Below are 24,903 nucleotides of genomic sequence, written 5' to 3'. Positions count from 1 at the left end.
CGGCCTTCCATTGCTATATTTGCCCTGCCGGTTGTGGCGACCCTGTAATGCCCCTTTTGCCTGTCAAATTCCTCATTCTTGAGGTGTGACGCGTGTTTTTACAATTTATTTCGTTGCGCCCATCCAGGCGACCACGACAATTATTTTACGAACTGACTTCGATCCCGCGCCGAATGGCGGCTGGCGCAGGCATCTGATAACCTATTGCCATTTCAGATGTTCGGCGCAGAAGCAGTAACTGATGCCCAGATACTCGAGGCCACCCAGGGGTCGGTGCCTGCTCGGGAGGCCATCGCCGAAGCGCTGGCGCCCCAAGTTCGGGCCATGGTGCTTGTCCGATTGGCCCCCGGAATCAGCCAGGACCATGCGGTCGAGGACCTCTCTCAGCAGGCGCTTATGGACATCATCGCCGGACTGCCAACGCTACGAAACCCGGTGGTCGCGGCTTTGAAACGCTTTGCCTCCACCATCGTGAGCCGGCGTGTGGCGGATTTCATAAAGAGCGGCCGCATCGCCCAGGGCCGCGCCGCCGCCTCGCTGGACTCTTCCATCGCCGCACTGAGCAGCGTCGCGTTTATGAAGGACCTGGTCGCCGCCAGGGACCATTCGCCCCGCAGCGTCGCCGCGCGGGCCGAACAAACTCGGGCCGTCCTGGAGGAAATGGGACATCTGAAACAGGAGCATCGTACGGCGATCGCCCTGGCCTTTTTCGATCAACTGCCCATCGTGGATATCGCCGAACATTTTGGCATCAGCAGGCCGGCGGCGTCGATGCTCCTGCTCCGCGCGGTCAGAACGCTCCGTCGAAACCTGACGGGTTCAAGCAAGGTGGTCCCACGCAATGACGCTTGAAGATCCGGACGCCGGCGCAAATTCTCCCGAAGCGGTCGATGAAGCGTTGCGCGCTTTTTGGAGAGGTTCGTCCGGGGCCATCGACGCGCTGGCTCCCGATGAGGCCGGCGCGCCGAGCCTCGGCGCCGCGTTGGCTAACCTCTATCAGCCGCCGGCCTCAGCGCCACCGATCGAGATGGTCACCGGCGATTACACGATCGTCCGTGAGATCGGCCGCGGCGGTATGGGCGTCGTGTACGAGGCGCGGCAAGAGTCGACCGGGCGATCCGTCGCCCTGAAGGTCATGCTTCGCCGCTCGGACTCGGACCCCACTCATGTCAAGCTCTTCCGCCGCGAAGTGCAATTGCTGGCTCGACTCAAACATCCCTTTATCGCCACGATTTACGACGCCGGACAGACCGATGCGGGGCAGGACTATTTTGCAATGGAGCTGGTGAACGGGCGGCCGCTGCGCGAGTGGTGCCGACCTTGCGGCGCTTCCCGCCCTTCGGCCGATGCGTTGGTCCTGTTCAAGAAAATCTGCGAGGCGATCAGCTACGCCCACCAACGCGGCGTGATCCATCGCGACCTTAAGCCATCCAATATCCTCATTGACGACACCGGCAACCCCAAGATTCTCGACTTCGGTCTGGCCCGGTTGCACGATCCTGACGGCGAACTGGGCACGAATGTGACTGAGAGCGGCCGCCTCCTCGGTACGCTGGCATACATGAGTCCCGAGCAGGCGCGCGGCGAGACCGAGGCCGTCGACGTCCGCAGCGACGTCTATACGCTGGGGCTCATCCTTTACGAATTACTGACCGGTGCGAGGCCCTATGAAGTCAAGACTTCGGCCTGGGCGGAAGCCGTGCGCACCATCAGCGATCGACCGGTCGCGCACCCCAGCGCTGCGCATCCCGGTCTTCGCGGCGACCTTGAAACCATTATTCTCAAGGCGCTCGCCAAGGGACCTTCTGAACGCTATCCCAGCGCCGCAGCCTTTGCCGAAGACATTGACCGGTACTTGACCAATCTGCCCATCCTTGCTCGGCCGCCCAGCGGCCTGTACCAGCTCCGCAAGCTCATACTTCGGCACAAGGTTCCCGCTGCGCTCGGCGCGGCCCTGATCCTCGTCATGGCCGTCTCCGCCCTCACGCTCGGCGTCCAGAAAGCCCAGGTTGCCAGGCAGCGCGATGCCGCGCGAACCCAGGCTCGACGTGCCGAGCGCATCAGCGCCTACCTCACCAGCATGATCGAGTCGATCGATCCCCGCGCCGTCGGCGCCAACGTCTCCGTCCGAGACCTGCTGGACCGCGCGGCGGAGAATCTGGAAACCGAACTGGCCGATGATGCAGCGACGCTGGCCTCCATGCACGAGACGCTGGCCCGCGGCTATTTGGCGTTGGATCAATACGAGGCGGGCCGGCGGCACGCCCAAAGGGCGTTGATCCTTCGTCAATCATCGACGGCCAACGAGGATGCCGCATACGCGGCGACGCTCCACCTCGTCGGAGTGTTGGCCGATCACCGGGAGGATCCAAGGGAGGCCGAGAAGATACTGCGCGAGGCATACGAACTGCGGGTTCGACTGTTGGGAAACAAAGACCCTGCGGTCGCCGAATCACTGGGAGCCCTGGCCAACAATCGCTTTCGACGCAATGAATATCCGGAGGCGGAGCGCCGGTATCAGGAGGCGATCCGTCTTTGGCGGGCACTGCCCGGCCAGGACCTTCACCTCGCGGCCGCGCTCAGCAGCTACGCGGAAATGCTCACCGCTGCGGGTCGCTACGAAACGGCCGCGCCGCACCTGGTCGAAGCACTGGCCATCCGTCGCCGCCTTCACGGGAATGACCATTTTGACGTGGCCCAGACGTTGACGAACCTGGGAGAAATCTACTCGCAATGGGGACAATTCCAGCAGGCGGAGTCGATGCATCGCGAACAGGTCCGCATCCTGCGCAAGCTCTTCCCCGACGGTCACCGGACGCTTTCCCATGCCCTGTCCGATTTGGCCAACCTGCTTGCCGCGCGCGGCGCGGCGGTGGAGGCCGAAACGCTGTTCGTCGAGTCCGTCGAAATGGAAGAACGCGTCGCCGGAGAGAGCGACAGCAATCTCACCAAGAACAACTATGCGACATTTTTGAGGGAACAGGGACGCTATCGAGAGGCGGAACCGTTGTGCCGGATCGTCTACGAGAAATGGGGAGGAGCCTCGAAAATCCACCATCGCGCCAAGGGCTATGCCTGCCAAAACCTCGCGGCTGTGCTATTGGAGATGAACCGTCCGGAGGAAGCGAAGAAGCTCTACGACGACGCGGAGGAATGTTGGCGGGCCTTGTTTGGTGATCGCCATCCCAAGATGACTAATGCCCTCATCGGCCTGGGCCGCATCGCGGCACTACGTGGCGACCGCGCCGCCGCCGAAGGACTAATTCGCGAAGCCTTGGATATTCGCCGTGATCGCCTGGGGCCCACGCACCCCGAAACCGCCGTCGCCCAAATCTGGCTGGCCGGCGTACTGCCGACGGATCAACCGGAAGCGACTCAACTCTGCCAAAGTGCGCTCGAAAGTCTGAGCAAGCGCTGGGGTCCCGATCACGCCGACAGTGCGTGGGCCCTCGCCCGTCTGGCGATCATCGATCGTTCACAGGGTGATGCCCAATCCGCCGAATCGCGTCTGCGCGACGCGATTGACATCGAGCGCGGCCTGGAGCGCCGGCAGCATCCGAACCTCTCCGTCTGTCTCGTCGAACTCGGTGAAATCCTCCTGAAGCGAGGCGACAGCCAGGAGGCGCGCACCTGCTTCAAAGAAGCCCTGGAAATCCAGCAACTCCGGCTCGCGCCGTCGGACCCCCGGATCGATCGCACCCGCAAGAACCTGGACCGGGTCCGCGCGGATTAGGTAAGCAGAACGAAAGTGATGTGACCACGCGCTCGCGAATCAAAGCCCGGCGCCATCCGCTGCGCGCCGCCGCCATTCCGCGGCCATCTCTGCCCGCCCCCATCGCTCATAGAGCTTTGCCAGTCGCTCGGCCCCCTCGCGGCGGATCAGGGAGTGGGCCTCGGGACTCCGACGCATTTGTTCGTAGCTTTCGCGCAGCGACTTGTCGGCGTCATCAAAACGCCCCAACTCGACGAAGCATTCGCCCAGAAATCCCATCACCTCCGCCACCGGTAATGCGTTTTCGCCCAATGCATCCCGCCGAATACTCAATGCTTCCTGGAAAAGCGGCTCCGCCTCATCGGCCCGCTCCCGTTTGAGGCAAACAACACCGAGCGTCACCAACGACGTCGCAATCTCCAGATGCCGTGGCGGCAGAACCCGTCGTCGCTCCGCCAGGACCTCCCGGATCAGCGGTTCTGCCTCATCGAGTCGCCCCGCCAGCGCCAGGAGCCACGCAAAGTTCCCGCGGTATTTGAGCACCGTGACCGGACCGACATGTTTCGTGGCTGCTAGACGTTGGATCGCTTCCTCCTGAACGGAAACCGCTTCCTCATAACGTCCCAGCTCCGCCAGCACGCCCGCCAGGGTATTCAGCGCTGCCGGCAATCCAATCTCCCCATTCGCCGACTTTCGCATCGCCGCGATGATCTCGCGACACGCCGCCTCCGCACCCAGAAGATCGCCCTGTTGCGCCCGGAGTTCCGCCAGATTCTGCAGGAGCATCAGGATGTGAAAATCATCCTCGCGCCCCCGCCGCTTCATGATCGTCACGGCCGCTTCAAAAAGCGTGCGCGCACCCTCTTCATCGCCGGTCCGGCGCAAAATGTCGGCCAACTCGGAAGCGGTATCGGCAACCTCTGTCGACGTTGGGTCCTTCGCGTGCCGCAAGGTCAGCGCCTCGCGCAAGAGCGACGCTGCTTCCACGTAGAGCCCCAGATTCGCATAGACGCTGCCAATCGTGTGCATGATGGACGCCTGCACCTCCTCGTCAACGCCTTGGTACTTTCGCACGCGCTCGGCGGCCCGATCCAGGAGCTGCCGCGCGCTCACCGTCGTTCCCTGTCCCACTTCGGGATCGGAGACGCGGAACGTCGCCATCAGGAAGTCCTTGATCGTTGTGGCGACCTCCGCCTCATGCCGGGCCCGCCGGGCATCCGCGTCAGCCCGGGCCTCCGCCTCGCGGGCCCGCGTGAGATTCGTCGACGCCCGGGCGTACAAAACGCCCGTCACAATCGCGGATCCCGTCGCCAACGCGACGATGGCCGCTAACAATACAAAGGGCACCTTATGCCGGGCCACCAGTTTGCGCAGTTGATAGGTCATCGTCGGAGGGCGAGCGAGGATCGGCTGATTGGCCAGTAGCCGCCCGATGTCCTCCGCCAGTGCCGCCGCGCTGGAATACCGTTGGCCCGGCTCTTTCTCCAGCGCCTTGCGGACAATCGTCTCCAGATCGCCGCGCAAGTCCCGGTCGATGCTAGAAAGCGCCGCCGGCGCTTGCTCACAAATGGTCCGCGCCGCCTCCGGCAGACTTCGGCGTTCAATCGAGTAGGGCAATCGGCCCGTCAACAGCTCGTATAACACAACGCCGAGCGAGTAAATATCGCTGCGAACATCGACCTCCGCCGGATCGCCGCGTACCTGCTCGGGGCTCATGTACGGAAGCGTCCCCTGAATCCGCCCCTCCTCGGTTACCGCCGTCACCGGTGTGCCGCCTTCTTCCAATTCGAAAATCTTGGCCAGACCGAAATCCAGGACCTTGGGATCGCCGCCCGCATCCACAAGGATATTCGACGGTTTCAGGTCGCGATGGATCACGCCGCGTTGGTGCGCGTACGCGATGGCTTCGCACACCCTCTGAAAAAGACCGAGTCGTTGTTGCAGGGGTGGCCGCTTTGCGCGCACAAAGGCCGTCAGTGCCGACCCCTGTACAAGCTCCATGGCGAAGAACGCCCGCCCATCCGCAGCCCGGCCCGCCTCGTGAATCGCCGCAATGCCGGGATGCCTAAGCCGGCCCAGGACGTGCACCTCGCGCCGAAACATCCGCTCCAATCGCGCATCGACCCCCAGCCCCGCGTGCAGCACCTTAACGGCGACCGCCCGCTTCGGATCGCGCTGCTCTGCTTCATACACGATGCCCATGCCCCCGCGGCCGATTTCCCGAACGATTCGGTATTCACCGATAAACTCCGGCATTCCAAACGAGCTTGGAGAAATCTTCAGACGCGTCATGACCCGGTTCATGGGAGCGATCAGTTCGAGGTTTTCCTTGATGTCGCTCAGTCGATCCCGGCACGATGCGCAGCCGGCGAGGTGGGTTCCTATTCGGCCGGTCGGGCCACCTTCCATGGCGCCATCCGCCAATTGTTCGAGTTCGAAGATGTCGGGACAGGGATTATCCATCGTCGTGCCGCCGCGTTCAGGCGACGCACTCCAATTCCGAACGTAGCTCGCGGATTCGGTGCAACACGCGGTGCTTGGCGTTGTACACGAGCTTGATATTCACCCCCAGCAACTCCGCGGCGCGCGACGCGTCGCAATTCTCCCTCACCACCAGATCAAACGCCCGGTACGTCGTCGGTTCAACCTCGCGCTGCACCTGAGCCAGGCATTGTTCCAGCACCGCCTGTTCCCACTCCCGATCCCACGACACCGCCGCGGTCGTCTCGTCGGGCCACTGATCCGCCGCAATTGCATCGACGGCGGAGGACCCGCCGTACGCCGCGCGGCCCACTCGACGCCGAAGATCGGCCGCCTTTCGATAGGCGATTCCAAAGAGCCATTGACTCAGTCGGCCGCGGCGGGGGTCATATTTCCCCTCGCGAAAACCCTCGGCAAACGCCGCCAAAGTGTCCTGTGCCGCATCCTCGGCATCCGCGGGCGTCAGTCCCATCGACACGCCGAACGAGACCACCGGCCGCCGAAACCGCTGAACGAAGCGCTCCCAGGCCTGCGCGTTGCCGAAGTCGCGTAGGTCGCGCAACACGGTCGTAGTGGTAATCCAGTCAACGGGTTCCATTGATGAGTCGCCGAACGGTTTCATTATACCAAGTCATAAGTCCATGGTGGGCCTGCAATTCTGGTTAATCTGCGCACTAAATCTCGCCTGATGAGAAAAAACGGGCGGTCGAACGATTACTATGGGAGTTTCCACTCTTGGGGGAGCAGCGCCCAAGGCGGGAGCTGCGACGGGGGCGAGAGTACGTCCCCCACTCATTGCTCAAAAAACGAAGGAGACCACAAATGGTCCGCTTGGATTTCGTAGGCACGTCGTCGAATAGTCGCCGTCGCGACCAACGTTGGATGGTACTGATCGGGGCGTTGGCCCTCGTATTCGACGTCGGTTCGGCTCAGGCAGCAGCGCGCTCCTGGGACGGCTCCGCGGCCGACGGGTTGGCGGCGACGGCCGCGAATTGGACACCCGCCGGGGTCCCTGCCGCGGTTGATGACCTCACCTTTAACCTCGCGGGCGCGTTCGGCGTCACGTGGGGCGCCACCGTCACCAGCAGCGACACTCACATCTATCGCAACGGCACGGTGACGAACACCATGTCCAGCCCGCACACGGTGGGCACCGGCATCACCGTAGCCGATCAGGCGGGAGATATCGCCACAATGACGCTGACCACCGGCACGCTCACGTCCAACGCGTCCATGATCGTTGGCAATGCCGGGACAAGTTCGGGCACGCTCAACGTCAACGACGACGACGCCGATCTCATCATCGCCGGGGCCACATCCGACCTGACCATCGGCAGCAACGGCGACGCCGCCATGAACATCACCGGGCGTGGGCACGTTCAGGTCGCGGACCAATTCGTCGCCGGGTCCAATTCGGCTTCGTCGCCCACGATCACCGTCTCGGGGGCCCTCGCCACGCCACCGTTCGGCGTGTCCTTCCTGGAGGTACTCGGCACCAGCCAGTCCCGCATTGGCGCGGGCGGTGACGTGACCATGACCATCTCGAGCGGAGGAGTCGCCGATTTTGCGGGCGATCTGGTGATCGCCAATGGATCGGCCTCTCTCAGCACTGTGACCGTTCAGACCGCCGTACTCCTGAATGCCAGACTGCAAGTCGATGGCGACCTACTGGTCGGTCGCAACATTTCCGCAGCGGTCGCCGCCGGAACCGGCACGCTTGAGATCAATACTGGCGGGACGACCACGGTTGGCGGAGATACCTTTTTAGGCGATCCCGACGGCGGCACCGGCACTCTCGACATGGGCGGCGGCACCTTCAACGGGACCTTGCCGGTCAACATGGAAAACGGCTCGGCCATCCTTGGATTCGGCAGCCTGAACGCAGACGTGAATGTGGGTCCCGGCAGCATCGTGCCCACGGGCACCGGCATCAACATGGGTGGCGTCATCAACAACACCGGCGCGGGCGTGTTCGGAACGATCATTCACTTCGGCGCCACTGGTGGCTACACCGGTTCGGGATCCTGTGCGACGGAGATCACTGGCGATCCGACGGCTCAGATCACCGCGACCGGCGCCCTGACGCTCGGTAAGAACGTCGTCAACGGCGTCAATTATGACGGCATCCTCGATGTCGGCACTCAAACCGTCACGCTGTCGGATTCCAACGGCGCCGTCATGGGCGGGCTGACCCGAATCTCGCCCGGTGGCGAACTCATCGTCCCTTCGGGGCTCGGCGTGGAGTTGGGAGGCCGTGTACAAGGCGAAGGCGACATCACCGCAAATGTGATCAACGCGGGCACGCTCGACCCCCAGCGAACGGGAACGCCCGGCGGAGTCATGCAGATCAACGGTAACCTGACGATGAACTCGTCCGGTACTTATGACATGGAAATTGGCGGAACTCCCGCATCCGACATGCACGATCGCTGCAACGTCTCCGGCACGGCCGCCTTCGACGGCACGCTTCGCGTCACCATCCCGAACGGCTACGTCCCCAAAGTCGGCGAGCAGTTCATCGCCATCAACGCGACGCTCGGCCGCACCGGCGAATTCGCGTCGATCATCCCCCCGAGCCCGACCCCGTGCAACGACGTGACCTTCGTTCTGGTCTATTCGTCCACGGCGGCCATCGTGCTGATCCGTCCACCACTTGGCTGCACGGCCCTGGGAGACTTGAACTCTGACGGCGGCTGCAACGGCGCGGACATGCAGGAGTTCGTCGACAGCATGATCTTCGGCCCCTACAACAACTGTTCCGACATGAACGGAAATTGCGTCAACGACGTCGCCGACATCCCCATCTTCGTCAATTGTCTGCTGTAACTCAGGGCGCCCGGAGCAATGGCATGTTTGCTACGTGGAAACTTCAATAATCCCCAGGACGAGTTCGAACACGCCGGAGATAATTGCCAGCACGCCGTCGCCCTCGTCAAAATCTTCGTGGCAACCGCTCAGGACCAAGAGTGACAGTGCTGGCGTACAGTACGCGAACCATCGATACCAGACATTCTTCATACAAAAGCTCCGCGCAGTCTTCCCCCGGCGAGGTACACCTAAGTTATAGGCATGGACACCCTTAACCGTTGCAAAGTTAGGCGGCGGGCTTTGGTCCGGTCGAGAATGGCTTTATCAGGACCGAATCGCCCTGCGCCGAACACCGCCCCGCAGCCGTCCGCTGCTGCGACAGATTCATGATCGCATTGGCCCCCAACCGCCCCGCCGCGGCCTTTAATGCCAGTAGCGCCTCCTCCGACGTGCGGTAACCCTCGACAAAAACCGTCTCAATCTGACGGATAATCTCATACCCGGCTATTCGGTCGCTGGAACTGGTGGCCACTATCCGGGACGCCTCTTCACGCTGCCGTGCCACCTCCGCGTCACTAAGACCTCCGTACCGCGACAAGTTGGGATGCAGCGGCGCGGCGGGTCGCCGACGTCGAATCGTCGCTGCAGCGCGCTTGACAACGAATACAACTACCAGAAAGGCCGTGGCGACACCGGCGATTGTCCAGCGATGTGCTTCAAGCCACGGAAAGGGATCCATCGGTCGGATTGTAGCGTCGGGCGGCCGCTGGACGAACGTCGCGATTCCATGTCCGGCACCCTCCAATTTATCGGCCTCGGCAAGAGTGCCAGGCCGTCCCGATAAACTCATTCCTCGCCGAAAACAACCGCGATTCAGACGTTGTTTCTAAGCGGGTCCTCGCTCGATTGACTCCGCGCCAGGCACGTGCGTATCACTAAAGGGTGCCCGCCCGCCTCGCACGACGTGTGTTCCGTTTGACTCCTTTTTCTTTCGTGCCTGCGATAAGTGCACCCGCAATCTCGACCCCCCGCAAGGTCGGGCGCCTAGCCCGGCCTGCAATGCCCCGCCGCGATCGAGTGCCCACTCGGTCGCGGCAAGATGGCGCTGCGCCGTCCGAGCCCACGCTCGCGGCGCGGCGTCATTGTTTTTTGGAGAGCAGCCGCCCTCGGCTGCTTTCACTCCTTCACACGCTTTTGCCGAACCATTCTCCCCCAGTTGACACCCCGCGGCCCGCTCCCCCATACTCCCCTACCATTAACGTGATCGCCCCCATCGTCTAGTGGACTAGGACACCGGCTTTTCATGTCGGCGACAGGAGTTCGAATCTCCTTGGGGGTATTCTCATCACTTGCTGGATCGCCGATACGCCTCGAATCGCTCGCGGTAGAACCCCGCCGCCTCCCGATGACCCCGGCGTTCTAATTCCGCCGCCAGCTCTCCCAGCGTCGGCTCGCGTGTAACGTACGTCGCCCAATGGCCGCGGAAACCGGCCCGCTTATCCGGTTCAACGTCACCCTGACAATACCGCCGTGCATCTTGCACGACCTGGCGGGCCTCCGTCGGCCCGAGATAGACGACCTGCACACGATTCTCATTATCGATGAGCAAGCTGGCAGGCAGCGGCCACGGAGATTCCTGCCCGCGGAGATTCTGAATCACGGCCTCGAATGCGTCGACGACCCCCGCCTCGGGGATCACCATCGAGAATACTTCAGCGACGTCAGACCCTGATATCGCCTTCTCGTATACACCTTCGGGCGGAGTCTTACCCTCCTTGCCATCCACGCACACGGCGGCAATCCGTATTCGCGCGTCGCGGAGTTCCTTGGCATCGCGGCCAAAACCCGCCAGTTCCTTTTTGCACGGGGCGCACCACGTCGCCCAAAAATTGATCAGCCCGGCCGAACGCGGCGATTGCCCGGGCATCACCGACGCCGCCAACACGGGAGGCAATGCCAGCGGCGCGCGCAGCACCATTCGCGCCCCGTCGTTCTCCATCGGCGCCGGCGGAGCCGCCGCAGGCAGCCCCTTAAATGAGCGCGACGGAGCTGCCTCCGCCGAGTCTACGCCCTGCGTGACGCGATACCGGCGACCGACCTTGAGGTCATGGACCTCCTGCGTCTTTCCGTCGGGCCATCTCACGACCGCCCGCTCAATGCGCTCCGCCTCTCCGAGCCCGAAGTGCAACACCTTGCTCGACTGGGCAAGATTGCCCTCCCCCGCGAGCAATGCTCTTCGAAAACGCTGGCCCCCCGCGTACACGTCGACGAAGGCGCCGATCGCATCGCGATTGCACGTTTTTCCAGTCAGGCCGATCTGCACCCAGTTCTGCTTCGCCGTGCCGGCGTTCTCGAGATAACGAAGCTGAGGCCCATTCCGATTGCGCAGCCATAAATCCAGGTCGCCGTCATGGTCCCAATCCGTCAAGGCCAGCGCGCGGCCGTCCTCCGCAAAATCGAGGCCGGCGAGCGCGGATACGTCGGCAAACGCACCGTTTCTAAGATTGAGATAGCAGCACTTCCGTTCCCGCCCGCTCCACGACCCGCCCTCGTAGATAAGCTGCCGAATGGCCATCCATCCTTGAAGATACGTCTCCCGCCGACTCGCGAGGGAGCCAGGAGCAAGCGCGGCAATCGGCGGTGTCTGCGACGCGACGCGCCGCCAGAAAAAACTTCACAAATCATCCTTGGAGGGCCCGGTGATGAATCCATTGGGAACGACCATGTCGTCGTAACCGTCGTTATTGATGTCGACGAACATCGCCCCCCAAGCCCACCGCCCCAAAACGATCCCCGCCGCCTCGCTGCGATCCGTGAACCTCCCTTTTCCGTCGCTGGCCAGCAGCGTGTTTCCCAGTGCCAGGCGTTGCAGCGCTTCGCGATCCGCCTCCGGATCGCCGGCCATGGACCGCGGTTGATAGGTGATCCGCCGCCCTGCAGATGAAAACATGTTGCTGACCAGAAGGTCGAAATCCCCGTCGAGATCATAATCCGACCAACTGATCCCCATCCCCGAGGCCTGGTCCTCGGCCCCCGCCTGGACCGCCACGTCGGTAAAACGCCCGCCGTCGTTGCGGTAAAGATTGTTGCGGCCGAAATCATTGGCCACGTACAAGTCCTGATCCCCGTCCTCGTCATAATCAAACCAGGTCGCCACGACGCTGAATCGCCGATTGTTCACATCCAGCCCGACCTCGTTCGTGACATCTTTGATCCCGCCCTTGCCATCGTTGCGCAGCAGGTGATTGCTCGGCCCATTGTTCGCGTCGTAATACGGTTCCGGCGGGTAACTGAAATACCCGGCCTTTTGATAGCGGCTGCAATAGATGTCCAAATCGCCGTCCTGGTCGAAGTCCGCCGCGGCCAGGCTGTAAAACGGCCCCAGGTTCGTCGGCGGCATGATGTACCGCCGCCGCGGTGTGAAGACGCCCCGCCCGTCGTTCTCCAGAAAACCGATCGTCGATTCGAGCGCGACGACCAAATCCTGGTCCCCGTCGTTGTCCATATCCACCAAAAGCGCGCCGCGGCTCTCGTCCAGCCAATCGACGTGCGCCTCGGCCGCCGTGTCGCGGACCGTCCCGTCCGGCTGTTGCACCAGCAATTTGTTGGGCAGGCCCCCGATCATGCAGACGTAAAGATCATCCAGGCCATCGCCGTTGACATCTCCGACCGCAATTCCCTCGCTCCCGATCAAAGACGCGCCGCACAACGCATCCACCCGCCCCACCCACCAGTCGTTGCCCCTCTCGAGTTGCGGCGTCCATACCTCGGCGTCTCTGATAACGCGGTGAATCTGATCCACGAACTGCGGCCGCGAAGAGTGGACTTCGCTCATTCGAATGGGAGTAATCCCCTGGCACTGCGGGTCGCCCTGTTCCCCCGATCGCCACGCCACCGTCCATTCGGCATTCTGCTGAACCCTCCCGCTGGGACCATCTGCCGAATTCAGCTCGACATAAACGCCGGTCGTGAATTGACCTTCTTGAGCCGGATTGACGGTTACAACTTTGAAGAAAATCCGCAAATCGGCGGCGTCGCCGTGCGGTTCGACCAGCGCGGTCAGCGCGTCGGCCGGATTGAATTTCTGCTTTACATCGCCCCACTGAAAGCGCCGAACGCGCGTCCCGGCAATGATCGTGTCATCGAATCGATCGGGCCGCAGCGCCGGTACGCGGCAGCCCTCCACGAAATGAGGAGCGAGATCGCCGGCGTTCGGCCGCCGCCGAGCCTTAATGACCGCACCGATGGCATCCAGGACATGCTTGGCCTCGTCTGCCTCGATCTCAGTCTTCCAATCATCCGCACCGGGCAAGGCGAGCCGCTTGATCGAATCGACCCCGCGCTCGGCCGGTGTAGCCGGGATCCGCTCGCGGACCAGCAACGATTCAGACGACGGCCGCGAATCCGCTTTCTCCTGCGCGGACGCATTCCAACCCCCCGCGCTAGCGCAGAGTAGCACCCCCCCAATCGCCATTCGCCGACTCGCTCGCCTCACGGCTCACCACTCCACCTACGATGAGCGTCCTCGACGTGTAATTCCCTCCACTATACCCGATCGCGCAGGGTCGCGTCGAGTCTTCGAGACCTGCTGTGCTGTGCTCCTACTCCGCCTCCTGCAGTCGCACGCTCACCGTCCGCTCCTCATCCTCCCGGATGACCGTCACCTTTACCACATCGCCACCCTTATGCTTATCCAGCACCTCGCGGAGATCGTCGTAACTGTTGATCTCCGTCCCCTCGATCTTCACGATGATGTCCCCGGGCACGACGTCCCCGCCCCTCGTGATCCGGGCGCCGCGCAGATTCGCCTCCGCCGCCCCGCCACCCTCCTGCACGTCGGCGATCATCACCCCGCGCAGGCCCCACTGCTTCATCAGATGGTCTTGCACCGGCACGATCCCCATCAGAGGCCGGCGAACTCGTCCGTACCGAATGAGCTGCGGCACGACCTCGTTCACCGTATCGATCGGCACGGCAAACCCGATCCCCGCGCTCACGCCCGACGGACTCAGAATCATCGTGTTCAACCCAATGACGCGCCCCGCGCTGTCCAAAAGCGGCCCCCCCGAATTCCCGGGGTTGATCGCCGCGTCCGTCTGAATCACGCCCTCGATCGTCCGGCCCGTCACCGCCTTGATCGTCCGCCCCAGCGCGCTCACCACGCCGGTCGTCAGCGTCTGGTCAAGCCCAAAAGGGTTCCCGATGGCGAACACCTTTTGCCCGACCTGCAAGTCCTTGGAGGTTCCCACTGGCATCGGCCGCAGCTTGCTCGCCGGCGCGTCGATTTTCACCACCGCGACGTCTTTGTCCGCCTCGCCCCCAACGACCTTTGCTTCCCAGCTCGACCCGTCCGCCAGGCGCACTTGCAGCTCGCTGGCGTTGTTGACCACATGAAAATTGGTAACGATGTGCCCCGCCTGGTCCCACACAAAGCCGGACCCGGCGCCCTGCGTCGGCGACTCGAAAACGCGAAACCCAATCGTCTCCCGCCGAATCGCGACGCTGGTGATAAACACCACGGACGGAGAGGCCTCCTCAAAAAGCGCGATCGTGCTCTTCTCGTCCGCCGCCAGGTCGCCCCGCGGCGTGATCGGCCGCGGCTCGGCCGTCCTGTTATCTACGTACCCGCGGATTTTCCCCACGACCAACCAGCCCCCCAACAACCCGATGAGGATGCCCAGGAGTAGCGGTAATCGGCGTGACGAGCGTTCTACCGGCGAATACTGAAAAGGGTCCACGCGGGAGGTCCTCCACTCGCATGTCAACCTACGACCCAGATGATATCCAGCGTCCGGCTCGTTGGCACACGTCGTGCCCGTCGGCGGTTTTTGCGCGGAATGGCAATTCGCCTGCCAAACGCCCGGTCAGCGCTATGCCCGGCCGTGCCGGTCCGTCGATGTTTGTAAGAGAGCGCAGGCCAAAAAACCACCGGCGCGCTCTGGCCCTAATGCCGTAGGTTGCCATGTCGCCGACTCTCACGCTCAAACTCCCCCGCTCCGTGCGTTCCACGTTGCGCCATCTGGTGGACCCCGCCGCGGTGCACAATCCCCACGCGGCGCGCGGCGAAGAACGCGACATCCTCTGCCACGCCCGGCGCCTTCATGAATCGCTCTCGCGACTGCCCCCGGCGGGCTGTCACTCGGACCGTTGCCTGCTCATTGGTTCCGCCGGCGCCGAAGTCCCCTACCTCGGCGCGCAATTGAACTACACAGACGTCACCTGTCTGGCCCCATGTCGAAGTGACGCGGCCGAGCCGTGTCGCGCCGTTCGGCGACACCCCGGCGGTGATCGGCAATTCGAATACACGTTGATTGAGCATGACCCGGAAAGTTCCTGGCCGCTCGCGGACGCCCAATTCTCCCTCGCGCTCTTTTGGGGAGGTCTCGAGCAACTACAGAATGACCCGGAGTTCGCCCTCTACGAATTGAACCGCGTCTGCATGCCCGGCGCGACCGTCAGCGTCGTCGCAGAAAACGCCATCAGCTTCGAGGCGACGCACTCGATCCTGCGCGGCGAACCCGCCCCACCTCGCCTCAAGGGCCCCCAATTTGAAGGCCCCGGCGCGCGAAGAAGCTACACGCCCCGCCAGATTGCCGATCTCCTCGAAGGCACTGGCTGGCGGGTCAACGAGCTGACCACGATCGTCTCCGATCCGCCGGCGCATTGGAGTTGGTGGCATCGCGTCCTGTTCAAACGGCTCGCCGCCAACCTCCGTCGCGGCGCCGGTCTCGCCGAGCCCTACTGGAACGCCTTCGTCCTCGCCCAGGCCACCAAGATCGGCCCCCCCACCCGCAGTTATCCCCGCTGGCTCTACCAGGATGAACGAATCCGCCATCTCAAGATCGAAATGCTTGAAATGTTGTCCGACCAGTCCTCAAACGCGCTGAGCGCGTGACGCTTCCACGTACTCCTTATTTCCGAACGTGCATCACCAATATCGCTGACTCGCCGACCTCCGCACCGGCCGGAGCGCTGCCCAACACGAGATACCCGCCCCGCTGCGTCGTCACGACGGTCTCAATATTGAAATACCCTGCCGGCCCCGGGGCGTTCCCGTCGGCGCCGCCGGGGACAAGTCGAACCGACGCCTTCAGGTCCGCCTTTACGACGCCTTCTTTATTCACATTACTTACCATTCCGCGCACCTCGGCCACAATTCCGGGCACGACTTGGCCCTCCACCGCGAACTTTTCCCCTTCGACAGCCACGGTCGACAATCTGCCCAGGAGCGCGACATTTCCAAATCGTTCCAACTCCGTGGCAACCTCGTCCAAATCCGCGGGCATGTGCGTTCCCCGAGGCTGCCCCTCGAACTTCGCTTGAATAAACGCAAAATCGATGGCGATTCCGGCCGCCGGAGTATCCAGTTCCTTTAGCAGCGACTCGGCTTGCGTGATCTCCTTGCTGTCCCCGCGAAGCAGGATCTTTGAGCGCCCTCGATCGCCTGACACCCGGAGCCGACGGTTCTCTACGACACGATTCAAGTGATCGACGATCTCTTCGACGCGGCGATGCTTCACATCGACAATGACGACGCGCGGCCCGTCGCGCTCGGCGGCCATCACGTCCATCTGTTCGACGAGCTTGCGGGCCATCGCCAGCGTATCGGCCGGGCCGGTGAACACCACGCTGTTCGATTGTTCCACCGGATAACTCGTGCATCCCGGAAATATCTGCGACAGCATGCTGGCAACTTCGAAGCAACTCGCGTTGGCCAGCCTCAAGACGGCCGGCTCATAAGTCGAACGTGCGGCGGTTGGTTGCCCTCGTCCACCCCGCGAAGGTTGCGTCGTCGCAGGCTGGGAGGGTAGCGCCGATACGAATTGCGAGCATGCCAATACGATTGACAAGATGACGTGCATGGTTCAACTCCTGAAAAGAACTACCCTTGCGGTCGAGGCCTTGCCCCGCCGCTCGATTCCGTACTCCCTTCACTTATGTCCGAATCTTCAAAAAGCCAGACAATCCGCACGCGCGGATTGCTCGTGGCCAGTGCCACCGCGGCGCGGCCCGGCGCACTGCACTCACCCGGCGACACGATCGCCGGCCGGTCCGGTTGGAGTGACTCTCCTTGAATGGGCGTCCGCTCCACGATCGCCACCGGTTCGACGTTTCCGCGCCGTGCGACTGCAAAGTAAACGCCGCCGGCAACCAGCAAGGTCACCGCCGCCGCCCGTACCCATGCCCGGCTCCAAGTTGGCGTTACTTGAACACGCTGCGTCGCGCCCACCGCCATCCGATCCCCCGCGCGTCCCAATAGCGCCAAATCGCCGCCCATCGCCTGCATCTGATCAAACGCCGCCCGACAGGAATCGCAGGCGGCCAGATGCTCATCGACGCGCACTCTCAACGCCGCCGACAGCTCGCCGTCGAGCCAATCGGCCATCAGCGAGCGAATCTCATTGCAGGTTCTTTCATCGGCCATCTACTCACCCATCCATCCGGCCAGCCGCTGCCGCGCCAGATGCACATGCGCCCGAACCGCGGAAACCGACAACTTCATCGCAGCGGCGATCTCCTCGTACTCCATCTGCTGCATCGTCCGCATCACCAACGCCGCTCGCTGCTGCGGCGGTAGCCGATCGATCGCCGCGCGAAGTCGCTCCAGCCGCTCAGCCGTTTCCGCCGCCTCCGCCGGACCGCCCTCCATCGGGACGGCCATCCAGGCCTGCAGCGGCTCCGGCTTTCGCTTCCGACGATGGTTCAGGCAAAGGTTGGTCACCGTCCGCACCATCCACGGCCCGAAGCGTTCCTCGCCAGTCCCCGGCCCACGTGCCGCCGCGACTTTGAACGCCTCCTGCACGAGTTCCTCCGCATCATCCCGGTTCCACACGAATTTGACGGCCAAACGGACCATCCCACGCCGAAGCTCGTCCAGCCCACCGGTCGGAGCGTCTTTTTCCACATCGCCCATCGCACCGGTCGGCCCGCCTGGGTCCGTCTCCAGAAATGAACTGTCGAAGAAGGGCAAAGCGCTTAGTTGTACCGGGAATATTTTTCGCGGTTGCCTCCGAAGTGGTCTCTCGGCCCCGCAATCATTGACGGCCCTGCGAATCCGGCCTCTAATCCAGCGTGTCCGCCATTCCGCCAGACGACCGTCCCCTCGAACGCCAACTCCCCCCGGAAATGCATGCCGCGATTGGCGAAATGAAGGCCGGACCCGGCGAAGAGATCGCCTGGTGGCAACCGACCTGGCAGGACGGTCTGCGTCACCTCGGCTGGCGATGGATTTTCTTCCTGCCGGCCATCGGCGTCATCGGTTTCGCCGTCGCAGCGTACTGGTTTCCGCCGCTCGCCAACCTCATCGTGCCGCTCGGCTTCAAATTCATGCTCTTCGCCGCTGGCGTCGCGGTTACGCTAATTGGTTACGCCTTCCGCCAGGCCACCAAGGCCCGCACCGAGCCGTTCTGCATCCACTGCGGCTACAACCTCACCGGTCTTCCGGACAATTACCGATGCCCCGAATGCGGTCGGCCCTATTCCTGGCGGGTGATCAATGAATACCGCCGCGACCCGCAATGGTTCGTGTCCCGCTGGAAGGCCTCGCACAAACTGCCCGAAAATTTTGCGACGTTGGACGCCGGCCCCGGGCCGCAACGCAAATCGCGCGACGGGACATGAATGCAGCACTACGCTGCCGCGCTCTCCGGCTCGATCACGACCGCCGTGCCATAGCAAAGGACTTCCGTCGCACTGGCCCGCCCCCCGACATCCGACGCGTCGTAGCGAAACCCAACGACCGCGTTCGCCCCCAAGGCCGCCGCGTGATCCGCCATCAATTCATACGCCTGCTGCCGCGCCTGCTCGCACATCTCCGTGTAGGCCCCGATCTGGCCGCCGATGATCGACTTGAGCCCGCCCAAAATCCCCTGCGATATCGTCGGCGCGCGGACGATGATCCCCCGTACCACCCCAAGGTATTTCTTGATTCGATAGCCCTCAAACGTGAACGTTGTCGATACAAACAGCGCCATCAAACTCTGCTCCTACGTGGCACAGGCATTCAGCCAGTGGCCCTCGTCAATTCCGTATTCCCAATTCCGCATTCCGCATTACTACCCATGGTCCTTGCCCGCGTACGTCTTCGTCCGCGTATCGATCCGTATCGCGTCGCCGCTCTTAACGAAGAGCGGTACACGCACTTCCAGACCGTTTTCCAGCGTCGCCTCCTTCGTAACATTCGAGGCCCCTCCGACCGAATGCCCGGCGGGCGCCGTCACCTTGACCTTCAGCGTCACAATATCATCCACCTCGACGCTCATCGGCCGTCCTTCCAGATGCACCACGCGATAGTCCCCGCCCTCCACAATGAACCCGTCCCGGCCCGCGAGTTGCCCGCGCGAGATCTCAAACTCCTCAAACGTCTCGCTGTCCATGAACACAAGCGCGTCGCCTTTCGCATAAAGGTACTGCATCTGCCGAATCGCGTGCTCGACCTCCTGCACGGGCAGAAGATCGTCCAGGGTCCGATCGACCGGGTGTCCGTCACGGATGTCGCGCAGGGCGACGTGGACGGTCGGCTTCTGCTTACCGGTGTGCCGCTCATTGAAATCGACAACCTGATAGACATGGCCCTGATGCCGCAGCCACATCCCGCGTTGCAAGGGGATATTCGCCATGACAGGCCTCCGGTTGCGCCGGGAACATCATACCCCGCGCCGAAGGCCGCCTGCAACACTTAGGTATTGCCGCTACTCGCGAAGAAATTTGAGCGCCGCGTCAAGCACGGGATCGGCCTCTTTGAAATCGCCCTTCTTAGGTGTGACGGTCACGTCCGGCTCGATGCCCTTGCCCTCGATCACCGTCCCGTCCGGCTGCATGTCCTTCCACGACGGTACGAAGACAAAAACGCCGTTTGCCAGCTTGTGCGCCTGCGGGTTGCCGGAGCTCCCGTACGATTTCGCGCCGATCAACCTGGCCTTGGCGCCGTGCCGCATCATGAGGAGGAACGACTCGCAACTGCTCATGCACCCCTCGCTCATCAGCACCGCGACCTTGGCCTTAAACGCCGGTTTGTCCTTGTTGGGCCGCACGCTCCGCTTGAACGTCTTGCCGAATCCGCCCTTGGCCTCCTTGTCGCGGCTCTTATTCCTAGAATAGACCGCCGCCTTGGCGACGAAGCAGCCCGCGAACTCCCGGGCCAGCGTCTCGTTTCCCCCGGCATTGGGACGCACATCAATAATGAGCCCCTTGGCGTCGGCGAAATCGCCGAGGGCCGAATAAAGCGGCTCCAAGTCAGAAGGCTGTGCCAGACCCCACGTCGTAATCAACAGGTAGCCAATCCCGTCATCGAATCGGCCCGTGTAGGCAAACTCGCTCCGCTTCTGCCATTGCGGGACGGTCTTTTCCAATAGCGCGAGCTTGTAATTGGGCGTGTATCGCCGCTGATAAGTAGCGAACGGGACATGACCGACTTGCAGCGACAGGTGTACATCCTTCGCCGGGGCCAATAGCTTGGCCGCGTGTCGCGCGAATTCGGCGGCGGTCGCCGCCGCCGTCAACTTCGGCCCGAACTCCTTGAACCGCTTGCCCCAGTCCACCTTGTGCAGGTCGCGGTACGAATACTCCTCGTCGATCAGCCGGCGCAGTTCCGCCACGGACTTTTTGTTGACCGCCTTGGACAGATTCTTGGCGGGCTTCGCTCCGACTTTCGCCGTCGAAAACGAGATGGGGTAGGTCTCCGCCGCCTCGCCCGATTTGTTTCGGCAATTCATCGCGGACGGGCAGTTGATGCTGTAACTGTACGAATGCTCCGGCTGAAGCTTCACGGGGACGACAAGGACCCTGCCCTCTTCAAAATGGGGCTTGCCCGTCGATTCCGGAAACGTGGGGCCGCTCCCGCAAACAGACCATCCCGTCTCATCCATCTCCTGATCGAATTCGATCCGCAGTTCCGTCAGCGCCGGATCGACGTCGGCATCGCCGTTATCGGGAATCGCCTTGACGACCGACGGCGGCGCGGCGTACGCGGCCGCTGTCGTTGCGAGGACTGCGAAGAGAAAGACCCAAGGAGCCTTAGCCGCTGACATCATGTCCGCTGCATCTCTTCCATAAACGCCGACGGATTGTTCGCCCACTTCTCCGCCTCCAACGGCGTAATCTGCCCCCGCCGCACCAGCATGGCCAGCGAGCGCTCCAGTGTCGTCATCCGCTCCTCCGGCACATCCTTCGTCCGCGTCTGCATCTGCGAATACACCTGTTCGGTCTTCACCAGCCGGATCAGGTTCGCGACGGCATAGATGTTGTTGAGGATCTCCATCGCCACGACGCGCCCCTCGCCCGCCGCCTTGGGGATCAGCTTCTGGCAGATGATCGCCCCCAGCCCGAGCGAGAGCTGGCTGGCCACTTCGTCCGCCTGATTGGGCGGGAACATATCCAGCACGCGCGTAACCGTCCCCCGCGCATCCCGTGTGTGCAGCGTCGAAAAGACCAGGTGCCCCGTCTCCGCCGCCGTCAACGTCCACGACGCTGACTCCCGGTCGCGCATCTCGCCGACGAAGATCACGTCCGGATCCTCGCGCAAACAATCGCGCAGGCCCCGTTCAAAGCTTGGCACGTCGCGCCCCACCTCGCGCTGCGAGATGATCGCCGCCTTGCTCGTCAGCCGGTATTCGATCGGATCTTCCAGCGTGATGATCCGGCACGGTCGCGTCTGCGCGATCCGATCGATCAGTGAGGCGATCGTCGTGGATTTTCCCGCCCCGGTAATGCCCGTGACGAGCACCAGCCCGTGCTGGCGATGCAGAATGTCGCGCCAGATGCCGTTGGGAAACCCGATCTCCTCGACCGGCGGCGGAGTCGATTCCAGCGCCCGCACGGCGATGGCGATGCCTTCGTTGTCGTGAAAAAAGTTCAGCCGGAACTGCATCTTCTCGGTCATGCACGAACTGTCGGTCGAGCGGTTCTCCTTCAACCGCTTGATCTCGCCGTCCGAGAGAAGCGTCTTGCACAGCGCCTCGACGGTCGGAGCGTCCATCGGCGGACCCTTCATTCGCTGCAAACTGCCGTCCACCCGATAGACCGGCGGGCAGCCGACCTTGATGTGCAGATCGGACACGCGCATCCGCCCAAGCTGCGAGAAATAGTCGAGCAGGTCCTTCATGCTCAACTTTCGGTCGCCGTCGGTGGCGTACACTTTGGTGTCGATCGCGGAAGAAGGAGGCATGTTCGGCGGGTCCCGTACCGTGGCAGGGTCTTTCCGAGGCTCCCTATTAGCTTACGCCGCCCGCACGACGAAGGCTAGGGTGAGACCGCCGCCGTTGCGCTATGCCCATGCGTTTCGTAACAGGTCTCACACAGCCGCCGCCCATCCGGCAGGTGAAAGACCTGACCGGCCTTCTGACACCTCTCACAGAAACCGGCCCCGCGCGGCGGCAGGGCGCAGCCGTCGCGCCCAATCTTGCTGCGCCGCTCGTTCCGCTTGGCGTCTTCCTGCTGCTTGCGGAAAAGCCAGACCTTCACGCCCGTCCAGACGGCGATCACGAGGACCATGCCGATGGCCAGCACCATCAGAATTCCGATCAAGATGTGGATGTTCAGCCCGAACGATTGGAGCTGGTCCATGGCGGCTCCAGCGATCACGAAGTTAGCCCCCCGTCAATGACGGGGGGCCAAAGGACCAAGACGGCTTCATTGGCTCAGGCGATTGATCGCGACATCGACGTCGGGGCAAATATCAAAGAATCGATCGAGCCGCGTCGCCTTGAGCACGCCGTCGACGAAGGGAAGCAGACCGGCCAGCGACAGCTTGGCCTGCCGCGTATTCGCCAGGGCCGTGACGCGAACGAGGTCGCCCAGTCCCGCCGAACTTACGTAGGTAACGCCGGCAAGGTCCAGGACGACCTTGGCGTTGTTCTGATCCACCAGCTTGGTCACCTCGGCCACCCAATTGCTCTCTTCCCCGCCGATCATCGTCCCGCCGAGGTGAACCACGTTTACGCCACATCGCTCTTCCACGGTAACTTTCATCGTGCCCTCGCATTCCGCCGCGGCGGATCTTCGACTCACCCGGCCTCGGCTTTCGCCGCCCGGCGGGTTCCTATTCCTGCTCCTCGCGCTGCTCCGCGTCGAGTGCGTCCGTTTCGTTCTTCTGATTCTGGAGCCGCACCATCTGGCGGCCGTCCGACCACCCGCGATCGTAACCGTCCTGATACTCCTTTTCCACCATCCACAGCCACATCCATCCGCCGCTGTCCTCGAACAGCGAGGCCTTCGCGTCGCGCATCCCGTCCTTGTAGCCCTGGTTGTACCGACCGGCGGACATCTTCATCGTCGTTCGGTCGCCCGACGAGTTCTCCACATCCGAACAGCCCGGCCACGCCGCCATCGCTCCCACACACAACCAGATAATTGAATTCCGCCGTCGCGCCATGCACAGCCGTCCTGTAAATACTACCGCTTCGGATCGCGATAGACCCCGCGTTCGCACGCCACGACAAACGTCTCCGCCGTCGTCTTCAAGTCCTCCCACTCCCGGCGAATCTTCCGCGCCTCGCCGGCTGTAATCGCGCCGTCATTCGCGACGGATTGGCTGACCTCGTTTAGAAGCTCACTGAACCCCAGCACGAGTTGCTGAGTCGATTGCAGGAGATCGGTATCGATGTCCGCGCTCTTGGCGTCGGGGTTGTGCACGAAGAAGCCGCCCGCCTGCTGGCATAGCCAGCCGACCACCCCGATATGGCCCGTCGCCTGCACAATGTCTCGCAATCGGTCCAGCGGATTGCGCGTCCCGCTCGCGTCGGGGTCGTCCGTCTCGGATTCCTCGCACCACTTGTACACCAGCGCCGGGCTCAGCCGAAGGTGCGCCGCCAACGCCTTGACGCCGACCTTCTCCGCCGCCTCCCGCAACACCTCGTGAGATTCCATCGCGCGCTCCTCTGGCATCCCCAAGGACCAAACACCTTTTCCCCCGAATTCTCTCCGGCGGCGATTATAATCCGTCCGCACCATCGGAGCATCCACTTGCCCCCTGACACCAACCCCGACACTTTTCAAACGCAATCGACGATCCGATCGCTCCTGGACCAGGCCGGAATCTCCCCGCGCAAGCGCTACGGTCAGCATTTCCTCATCGATCGCAACCTGATGAAACGCCTCGTTGAAGCCGCCGAGATCGCTCCTACGGACTGCATCCTTGAAGTCGGCGCGGGCACCGGCAGCCTGACCGGCCTGCTCGCGGCGACGGGGGCCCGCGTCCTGACCGTTGAAGTGGATAGCGCAATCGCCAAGCTGGCCGCCAAGGCGATCGCCCCGTTTCCCAACGCCACGCTCCTGCAGGTGGACGCCCTGGCCGGAAAGTCAGTCATCGCCCCGGAACTCCTCGAGGCCATTCGGCTCAACACCAGGAACTCCGCGGCCCCGCTCAAACTCGTCGCCAACCTCCCCTACGACATCGCCACGCCGCTGGTCATCGACCTCCTCCTCGCCGATCTGCCGCTCGTTCGGCTCTGCTTCACGGTGCAGGCCGAAGTCGCCGATCGCTTCCTCGCCCAACCCGATTGCTCCGATTATGGACCCATCAGTATCATCGCCCAGGCCCTCTGCAAATGCGAACGGATCGCCAAGGTCCCGCCGCAGGCCTTCTGGCCGGCGCCCAACGTCGCCTCGGCCATGCTTCGCCTCGATCCGCTTCCCCGCAACCAACGGCCCATCGTTGATCCCATCGCGTTTTCCCACTTCGTCCGCGCCTTCTTCCTCCACCGCCGAAAGACGATGGGCCACCTCGCCCGGTCGCATTCCAAGGCAGATGACATCTTCGCGGCCCTCTCCGCGATGAATCTCGACCCGAGATCAAGACCGGAGACACTCACGGTTTCACAGTGGATTCATCTTTTTCAGGCCGTCGGTGACGCCTCCTCGCCCGACGGTTATACTCGCAATTCCGGCGATGCATGATCCGGCAC

The 24,903-nt window shown here is 62.9% G+C and carries 24 protein-coding genes and 1 tRNA gene; 7 read left to right on the top strand and 18 right to left on the bottom strand.

Annotation, left to right across the window (positions count from 1 at the left end; all coding sequences use genetic code 11):
• The first annotated feature begins 216 nt into the window (after window positions 1-216).
• Both VJZ71_19240 and VJZ71_19235 read left to right on the top strand, forming a co-directional pair.
• Complete coding sequence (locus tag VJZ71_19240) at window positions 217-852, top strand: sigma-70 family RNA polymerase sigma factor (protein ID HKQ50218.1); 636 nt, start codon at window positions 217-219, stop codon at window positions 850-852.
• Window positions 842-3,733, top strand: coding sequence for a serine/threonine-protein kinase (locus VJZ71_19235; protein HKQ50217.1), 2,892 nt, complete (start codon window positions 842-844; stop codon window positions 3,731-3,733). Before VJZ71_19240 ends, VJZ71_19235 begins: the two co-directional genes overlap by 11 nt.
• Window positions 3,734-3,772: 39 nt before the next feature.
• Here the strand turns inward: VJZ71_19235 and VJZ71_19230 are convergent, their stop codons facing one another.
• The gene (locus tag VJZ71_19230) at window positions 3,773-6,175 is read right to left on the bottom strand and encodes a tetratricopeptide repeat protein (GenBank protein HKQ50216.1); all 2,403 of its coding nucleotides are present in this window, start codon (window positions 6,173-6,175) and stop codon (window positions 3,773-3,775) included.
• Between the two features lie 16 nt (window positions 6,176-6,191).
• Entirely contained in the window at window positions 6,192-6,791 is a 600-nt protein-coding gene (locus tag VJZ71_19225) for a sigma-70 family RNA polymerase sigma factor (protein HKQ50215.1), read from the bottom strand.
• A gap of 224 nt (window positions 6,792-7,015) precedes the next feature.
• On the opposite strand from VJZ71_19225, the gene VJZ71_19220 reads away from it, so the two are divergent.
• Window positions 7,016-9,019 (top strand): hypothetical protein, encoded by a 2,004-nt coding sequence (locus tag VJZ71_19220; GenBank protein ID HKQ50214.1) that lies wholly within the window; start codon window positions 7,016-7,018, stop codon window positions 9,017-9,019.
• A gap of 30 nt (window positions 9,020-9,049) precedes the next feature.
• Here the strand turns inward: VJZ71_19220 and VJZ71_19215 are convergent, their stop codons facing one another.
• Both VJZ71_19215 and VJZ71_19210 read right to left on the bottom strand, forming a co-directional pair.
• A complete protein-coding gene (locus VJZ71_19215) occupies window positions 9,050-9,211 on the bottom strand; it encodes a hypothetical protein (protein HKQ50213.1) in 162 nt (53 codons plus the stop codon).
• A 76-nt stretch (window positions 9,212-9,287) separates the two neighbouring features.
• A complete protein-coding gene (locus tag VJZ71_19210) occupies window positions 9,288-9,740 on the bottom strand; it encodes a hypothetical protein (GenBank protein ID HKQ50212.1) in 453 nt (150 codons plus the stop codon).
• A gap of 527 nt (window positions 9,741-10,267) precedes the next feature.
• Here VJZ71_19210 and VJZ71_19205 point away from each other — a divergent pair.
• Window positions 10,268-10,340, top strand: a tRNA-Glu gene (locus VJZ71_19205).
• Window positions 10,341-10,346: 6 nt separating this feature from the next.
• Here VJZ71_19205 and VJZ71_19200 read toward each other — a convergent pair.
• From VJZ71_19200 to VJZ71_19190, 3 genes are all read right to left on the bottom strand, one after another.
• Window positions 10,347-11,576 carry an ASPIC/UnbV domain-containing protein gene (locus VJZ71_19200; GenBank protein HKQ50211.1) on the bottom strand — a complete coding sequence of 410 codons (1,230 nt, stop codon included), beginning with the start codon at window positions 11,574-11,576 and terminating at the stop codon, window positions 10,347-10,349.
• 99 nt (window positions 11,577-11,675) lie between these two features.
• The gene (locus VJZ71_19195; protein ID HKQ50210.1) at window positions 11,676-13,475 is read right to left on the bottom strand and encodes a VCBS repeat-containing protein; all 1,800 of its coding nucleotides are present in this window, start codon (window positions 13,473-13,475) and stop codon (window positions 11,676-11,678) included.
• A 127-nt stretch (window positions 13,476-13,602) separates the two neighbouring features.
• On the bottom strand, window positions 13,603-14,739 hold the full coding sequence (locus tag VJZ71_19190; protein HKQ50209.1) for a trypsin-like peptidase domain-containing protein: 1,137 nt from the start codon (window positions 14,737-14,739) through the stop codon (window positions 13,603-13,605).
• Between the two features lie 224 nt (window positions 14,740-14,963).
• Here VJZ71_19190 and VJZ71_19185 point away from each other — a divergent pair, with 224 nt between their 5' ends.
• Window positions 14,964-15,896, top strand: coding sequence for a hypothetical protein (locus VJZ71_19185; GenBank protein ID HKQ50208.1), 933 nt, complete (start codon window positions 14,964-14,966; stop codon window positions 15,894-15,896).
• Window positions 15,897-15,912: 16 nt separating this feature from the next.
• Here the strand turns inward: VJZ71_19185 and VJZ71_19180 are convergent, their stop codons facing one another.
• Genes VJZ71_19180 through VJZ71_19170 form a run of 3 tightly spaced genes read right to left on the bottom strand, consistent with a single transcriptional unit; the run spans window position 15,913 to window position 17,972 of the window.
• Window positions 15,913-16,863: a secretin N-terminal domain-containing protein gene (locus VJZ71_19180; GenBank protein ID HKQ50207.1), complete on the bottom strand. Its 951-nt coding sequence runs from the start codon at window positions 16,861-16,863 to the stop codon at window positions 15,913-15,915.
• A gap of 20 nt (window positions 16,864-16,883) precedes the next feature.
• On the bottom strand, window positions 16,884-17,426 hold the full coding sequence (locus VJZ71_19175) for a zf-HC2 domain-containing protein (GenBank protein HKQ50206.1): 543 nt from the start codon (window positions 17,424-17,426) through the stop codon (window positions 16,884-16,886).
• On the bottom strand, window positions 17,427-17,972 hold the full coding sequence (locus VJZ71_19170) for a sigma-70 family RNA polymerase sigma factor (protein ID HKQ50205.1): 546 nt from the start codon (window positions 17,970-17,972) through the stop codon (window positions 17,427-17,429).
• 176 nt (window positions 17,973-18,148) lie between these two features.
• Between VJZ71_19170 and VJZ71_19165 the strand changes: the two genes are divergently transcribed.
• The gene (locus VJZ71_19165) at window positions 18,149-18,622 is read left to right on the top strand and encodes a hypothetical protein (GenBank protein HKQ50204.1); all 474 of its coding nucleotides are present in this window, start codon (window positions 18,149-18,151) and stop codon (window positions 18,620-18,622) included.
• Window positions 18,623-18,630: 8 nt separating this feature from the next.
• Here the strand turns inward: VJZ71_19165 and VJZ71_19160 are convergent, their stop codons facing one another.
• The 8 genes from VJZ71_19160 to VJZ71_19125 form a co-directional block, all read right to left on the bottom strand.
• Window positions 18,631-18,975 (bottom strand): YbjQ family protein, encoded by a 345-nt coding sequence (locus VJZ71_19160; protein ID HKQ50203.1) that lies wholly within the window; start codon window positions 18,973-18,975, stop codon window positions 18,631-18,633.
• A gap of 81 nt (window positions 18,976-19,056) precedes the next feature.
• Window positions 19,057-19,620 carry an elongation factor P gene (locus tag VJZ71_19155; GenBank protein ID HKQ50202.1) on the bottom strand — a complete coding sequence of 188 codons (564 nt, stop codon included), beginning with the start codon at window positions 19,618-19,620 and terminating at the stop codon, window positions 19,057-19,059.
• A 72-nt stretch (window positions 19,621-19,692) separates the two neighbouring features.
• Window positions 19,693-21,078 (bottom strand): S41 family peptidase, encoded by a 1,386-nt coding sequence (locus tag VJZ71_19150; protein ID HKQ50201.1) that lies wholly within the window; start codon window positions 21,076-21,078, stop codon window positions 19,693-19,695.
• A complete protein-coding gene (locus tag VJZ71_19145; GenBank protein HKQ50200.1) occupies window positions 21,030-22,166 on the bottom strand; it encodes a PilT/PilU family type 4a pilus ATPase in 1,137 nt (378 codons plus the stop codon). The genes VJZ71_19150 and VJZ71_19145 overlap by 49 nt, the downstream gene beginning before the upstream one ends.
• Window positions 22,167-22,240: 74 nt before the next feature.
• Window positions 22,241-22,564, bottom strand: a complete 324-nt coding sequence (locus tag VJZ71_19140) for a hypothetical protein (protein ID HKQ50199.1) — start codon at window positions 22,562-22,564, stop codon at window positions 22,241-22,243.
• Window positions 22,565-22,630: 66 nt separating this feature from the next.
• Window positions 22,631-22,969 carry an STAS domain-containing protein gene (locus VJZ71_19135; GenBank protein HKQ50198.1) on the bottom strand — a complete coding sequence of 113 codons (339 nt, stop codon included), beginning with the start codon at window positions 22,967-22,969 and terminating at the stop codon, window positions 22,631-22,633.
• 70 nt (window positions 22,970-23,039) lie between these two features.
• The gene (locus VJZ71_19130; GenBank protein HKQ50197.1) at window positions 23,040-23,372 is read right to left on the bottom strand and encodes a hypothetical protein; all 333 of its coding nucleotides are present in this window, start codon (window positions 23,370-23,372) and stop codon (window positions 23,040-23,042) included.
• A 20-nt stretch (window positions 23,373-23,392) separates the two neighbouring features.
• Window positions 23,393-23,866: a helix-turn-helix domain-containing protein gene (locus VJZ71_19125; GenBank protein ID HKQ50196.1), complete on the bottom strand. Its 474-nt coding sequence runs from the start codon at window positions 23,864-23,866 to the stop codon at window positions 23,393-23,395.
• Between the two features lie 96 nt (window positions 23,867-23,962).
• Between VJZ71_19125 and rsmA the strand changes: the two genes are divergently transcribed.
• The gene (gene rsmA, locus VJZ71_19120; protein HKQ50195.1) at window positions 23,963-24,895 is read left to right on the top strand and encodes a 16S rRNA (adenine(1518)-N(6)/adenine(1519)-N(6))-dimethyltransferase RsmA; all 933 of its coding nucleotides are present in this window, start codon (window positions 23,963-23,965) and stop codon (window positions 24,893-24,895) included.
• Window positions 24,896-24,903 lie beyond the last annotated feature (8 nt).

The organism is Phycisphaerae bacterium (genome assembly GCA_035275405.1).
GTDB lineage: Bacteria > Planctomycetota > Phycisphaerae > UBA1845 > UTPLA1 > DATEMU01.
The sequence above is the reverse complement of the archived record's forward strand: the minus strand, read 5'-3'. Positions and strand labels throughout refer to the sequence as shown.

Excerpts from the sequence above, each read along its gene's own strand:
- VJZ71_19240 (HKQ50218.1), top strand. The coding sequence starts at position 217 with ATGTTCGGCGCAGAAGCAGTAACTGATGCCCAGATACTCGAGGCCACC.
- VJZ71_19235 (HKQ50217.1), top strand. The coding sequence starts at position 842 with ATGACGCTTGAAGATCCGGACGCCGGCGCAAATTCTCCCGAAGCGGTC.
- VJZ71_19230 (HKQ50216.1), bottom strand. The coding sequence starts at position 6,175 with ATGGATAATCCCTGTCCCGACATCTTCGAACTCGAACAATTGGCGGAT.
- VJZ71_19225 (HKQ50215.1), bottom strand. The coding sequence starts at position 6,791 with ATGGAACCCGTTGACTGGATTACCACTACGACCGTGTTGCGCGACCTA.
- VJZ71_19220 (HKQ50214.1), top strand. The coding sequence starts at position 7,016 with ATGGTCCGCTTGGATTTCGTAGGCACGTCGTCGAATAGTCGCCGTCGC.
- VJZ71_19215 (HKQ50213.1), bottom strand. The coding sequence starts at position 9,211 with ATGAAGAATGTCTGGTATCGATGGTTCGCGTACTGTACGCCAGCACTG.
- VJZ71_19210 (HKQ50212.1), bottom strand. The coding sequence starts at position 9,740 with ATGGATCCCTTTCCGTGGCTTGAAGCACATCGCTGGACAATCGCCGGT.
- VJZ71_19200 (HKQ50211.1), bottom strand. The coding sequence starts at position 11,576 with ATGGCCATTCGGCAGCTTATCTACGAGGGCGGGTCGTGGAGCGGGCGG.
- VJZ71_19195 (HKQ50210.1), bottom strand. The coding sequence starts at position 13,475 with ATGGCGATTGGGGGGGTGCTACTCTGCGCTAGCGCGGGGGGTTGGAAT.
- VJZ71_19185 (HKQ50208.1), top strand. The coding sequence starts at position 14,964 with ATGTCGCCGACTCTCACGCTCAAACTCCCCCGCTCCGTGCGTTCCACG.
- VJZ71_19180 (HKQ50207.1), bottom strand. The coding sequence starts at position 16,863 with ATGCACGTCATCTTGTCAATCGTATTGGCATGCTCGCAATTCGTATCG.
- VJZ71_19175 (HKQ50206.1), bottom strand. The coding sequence starts at position 17,426 with ATGGCCGATGAAAGAACCTGCAATGAGATTCGCTCGCTGATGGCCGAT.
- VJZ71_19165 (HKQ50204.1), top strand. The coding sequence starts at position 18,149 with ATGAAGGCCGGACCCGGCGAAGAGATCGCCTGGTGGCAACCGACCTGG.
- VJZ71_19160 (HKQ50203.1), bottom strand. The coding sequence starts at position 18,975 with ATGGCGCTGTTTGTATCGACAACGTTCACGTTTGAGGGCTATCGAATC.
- VJZ71_19155 (HKQ50202.1), bottom strand. The coding sequence starts at position 19,620 with ATGGCGAATATCCCCTTGCAACGCGGGATGTGGCTGCGGCATCAGGGC.
- VJZ71_19145 (HKQ50200.1), bottom strand. The coding sequence starts at position 22,166 with ATGCCTCCTTCTTCCGCGATCGACACCAAAGTGTACGCCACCGACGGC.
- VJZ71_19140 (HKQ50199.1), bottom strand. The coding sequence starts at position 22,564 with ATGGACCAGCTCCAATCGTTCGGGCTGAACATCCACATCTTGATCGGA.
- VJZ71_19135 (HKQ50198.1), bottom strand. The coding sequence starts at position 22,969 with ATGAAAGTTACCGTGGAAGAGCGATGTGGCGTAAACGTGGTTCACCTC.
- VJZ71_19130 (HKQ50197.1), bottom strand. The coding sequence starts at position 23,372 with ATGGCGCGACGGCGGAATTCAATTATCTGGTTGTGTGTGGGAGCGATG.
- VJZ71_19125 (HKQ50196.1), bottom strand. The coding sequence starts at position 23,866 with ATGGAATCTCACGAGGTGTTGCGGGAGGCGGCGGAGAAGGTCGGCGTC.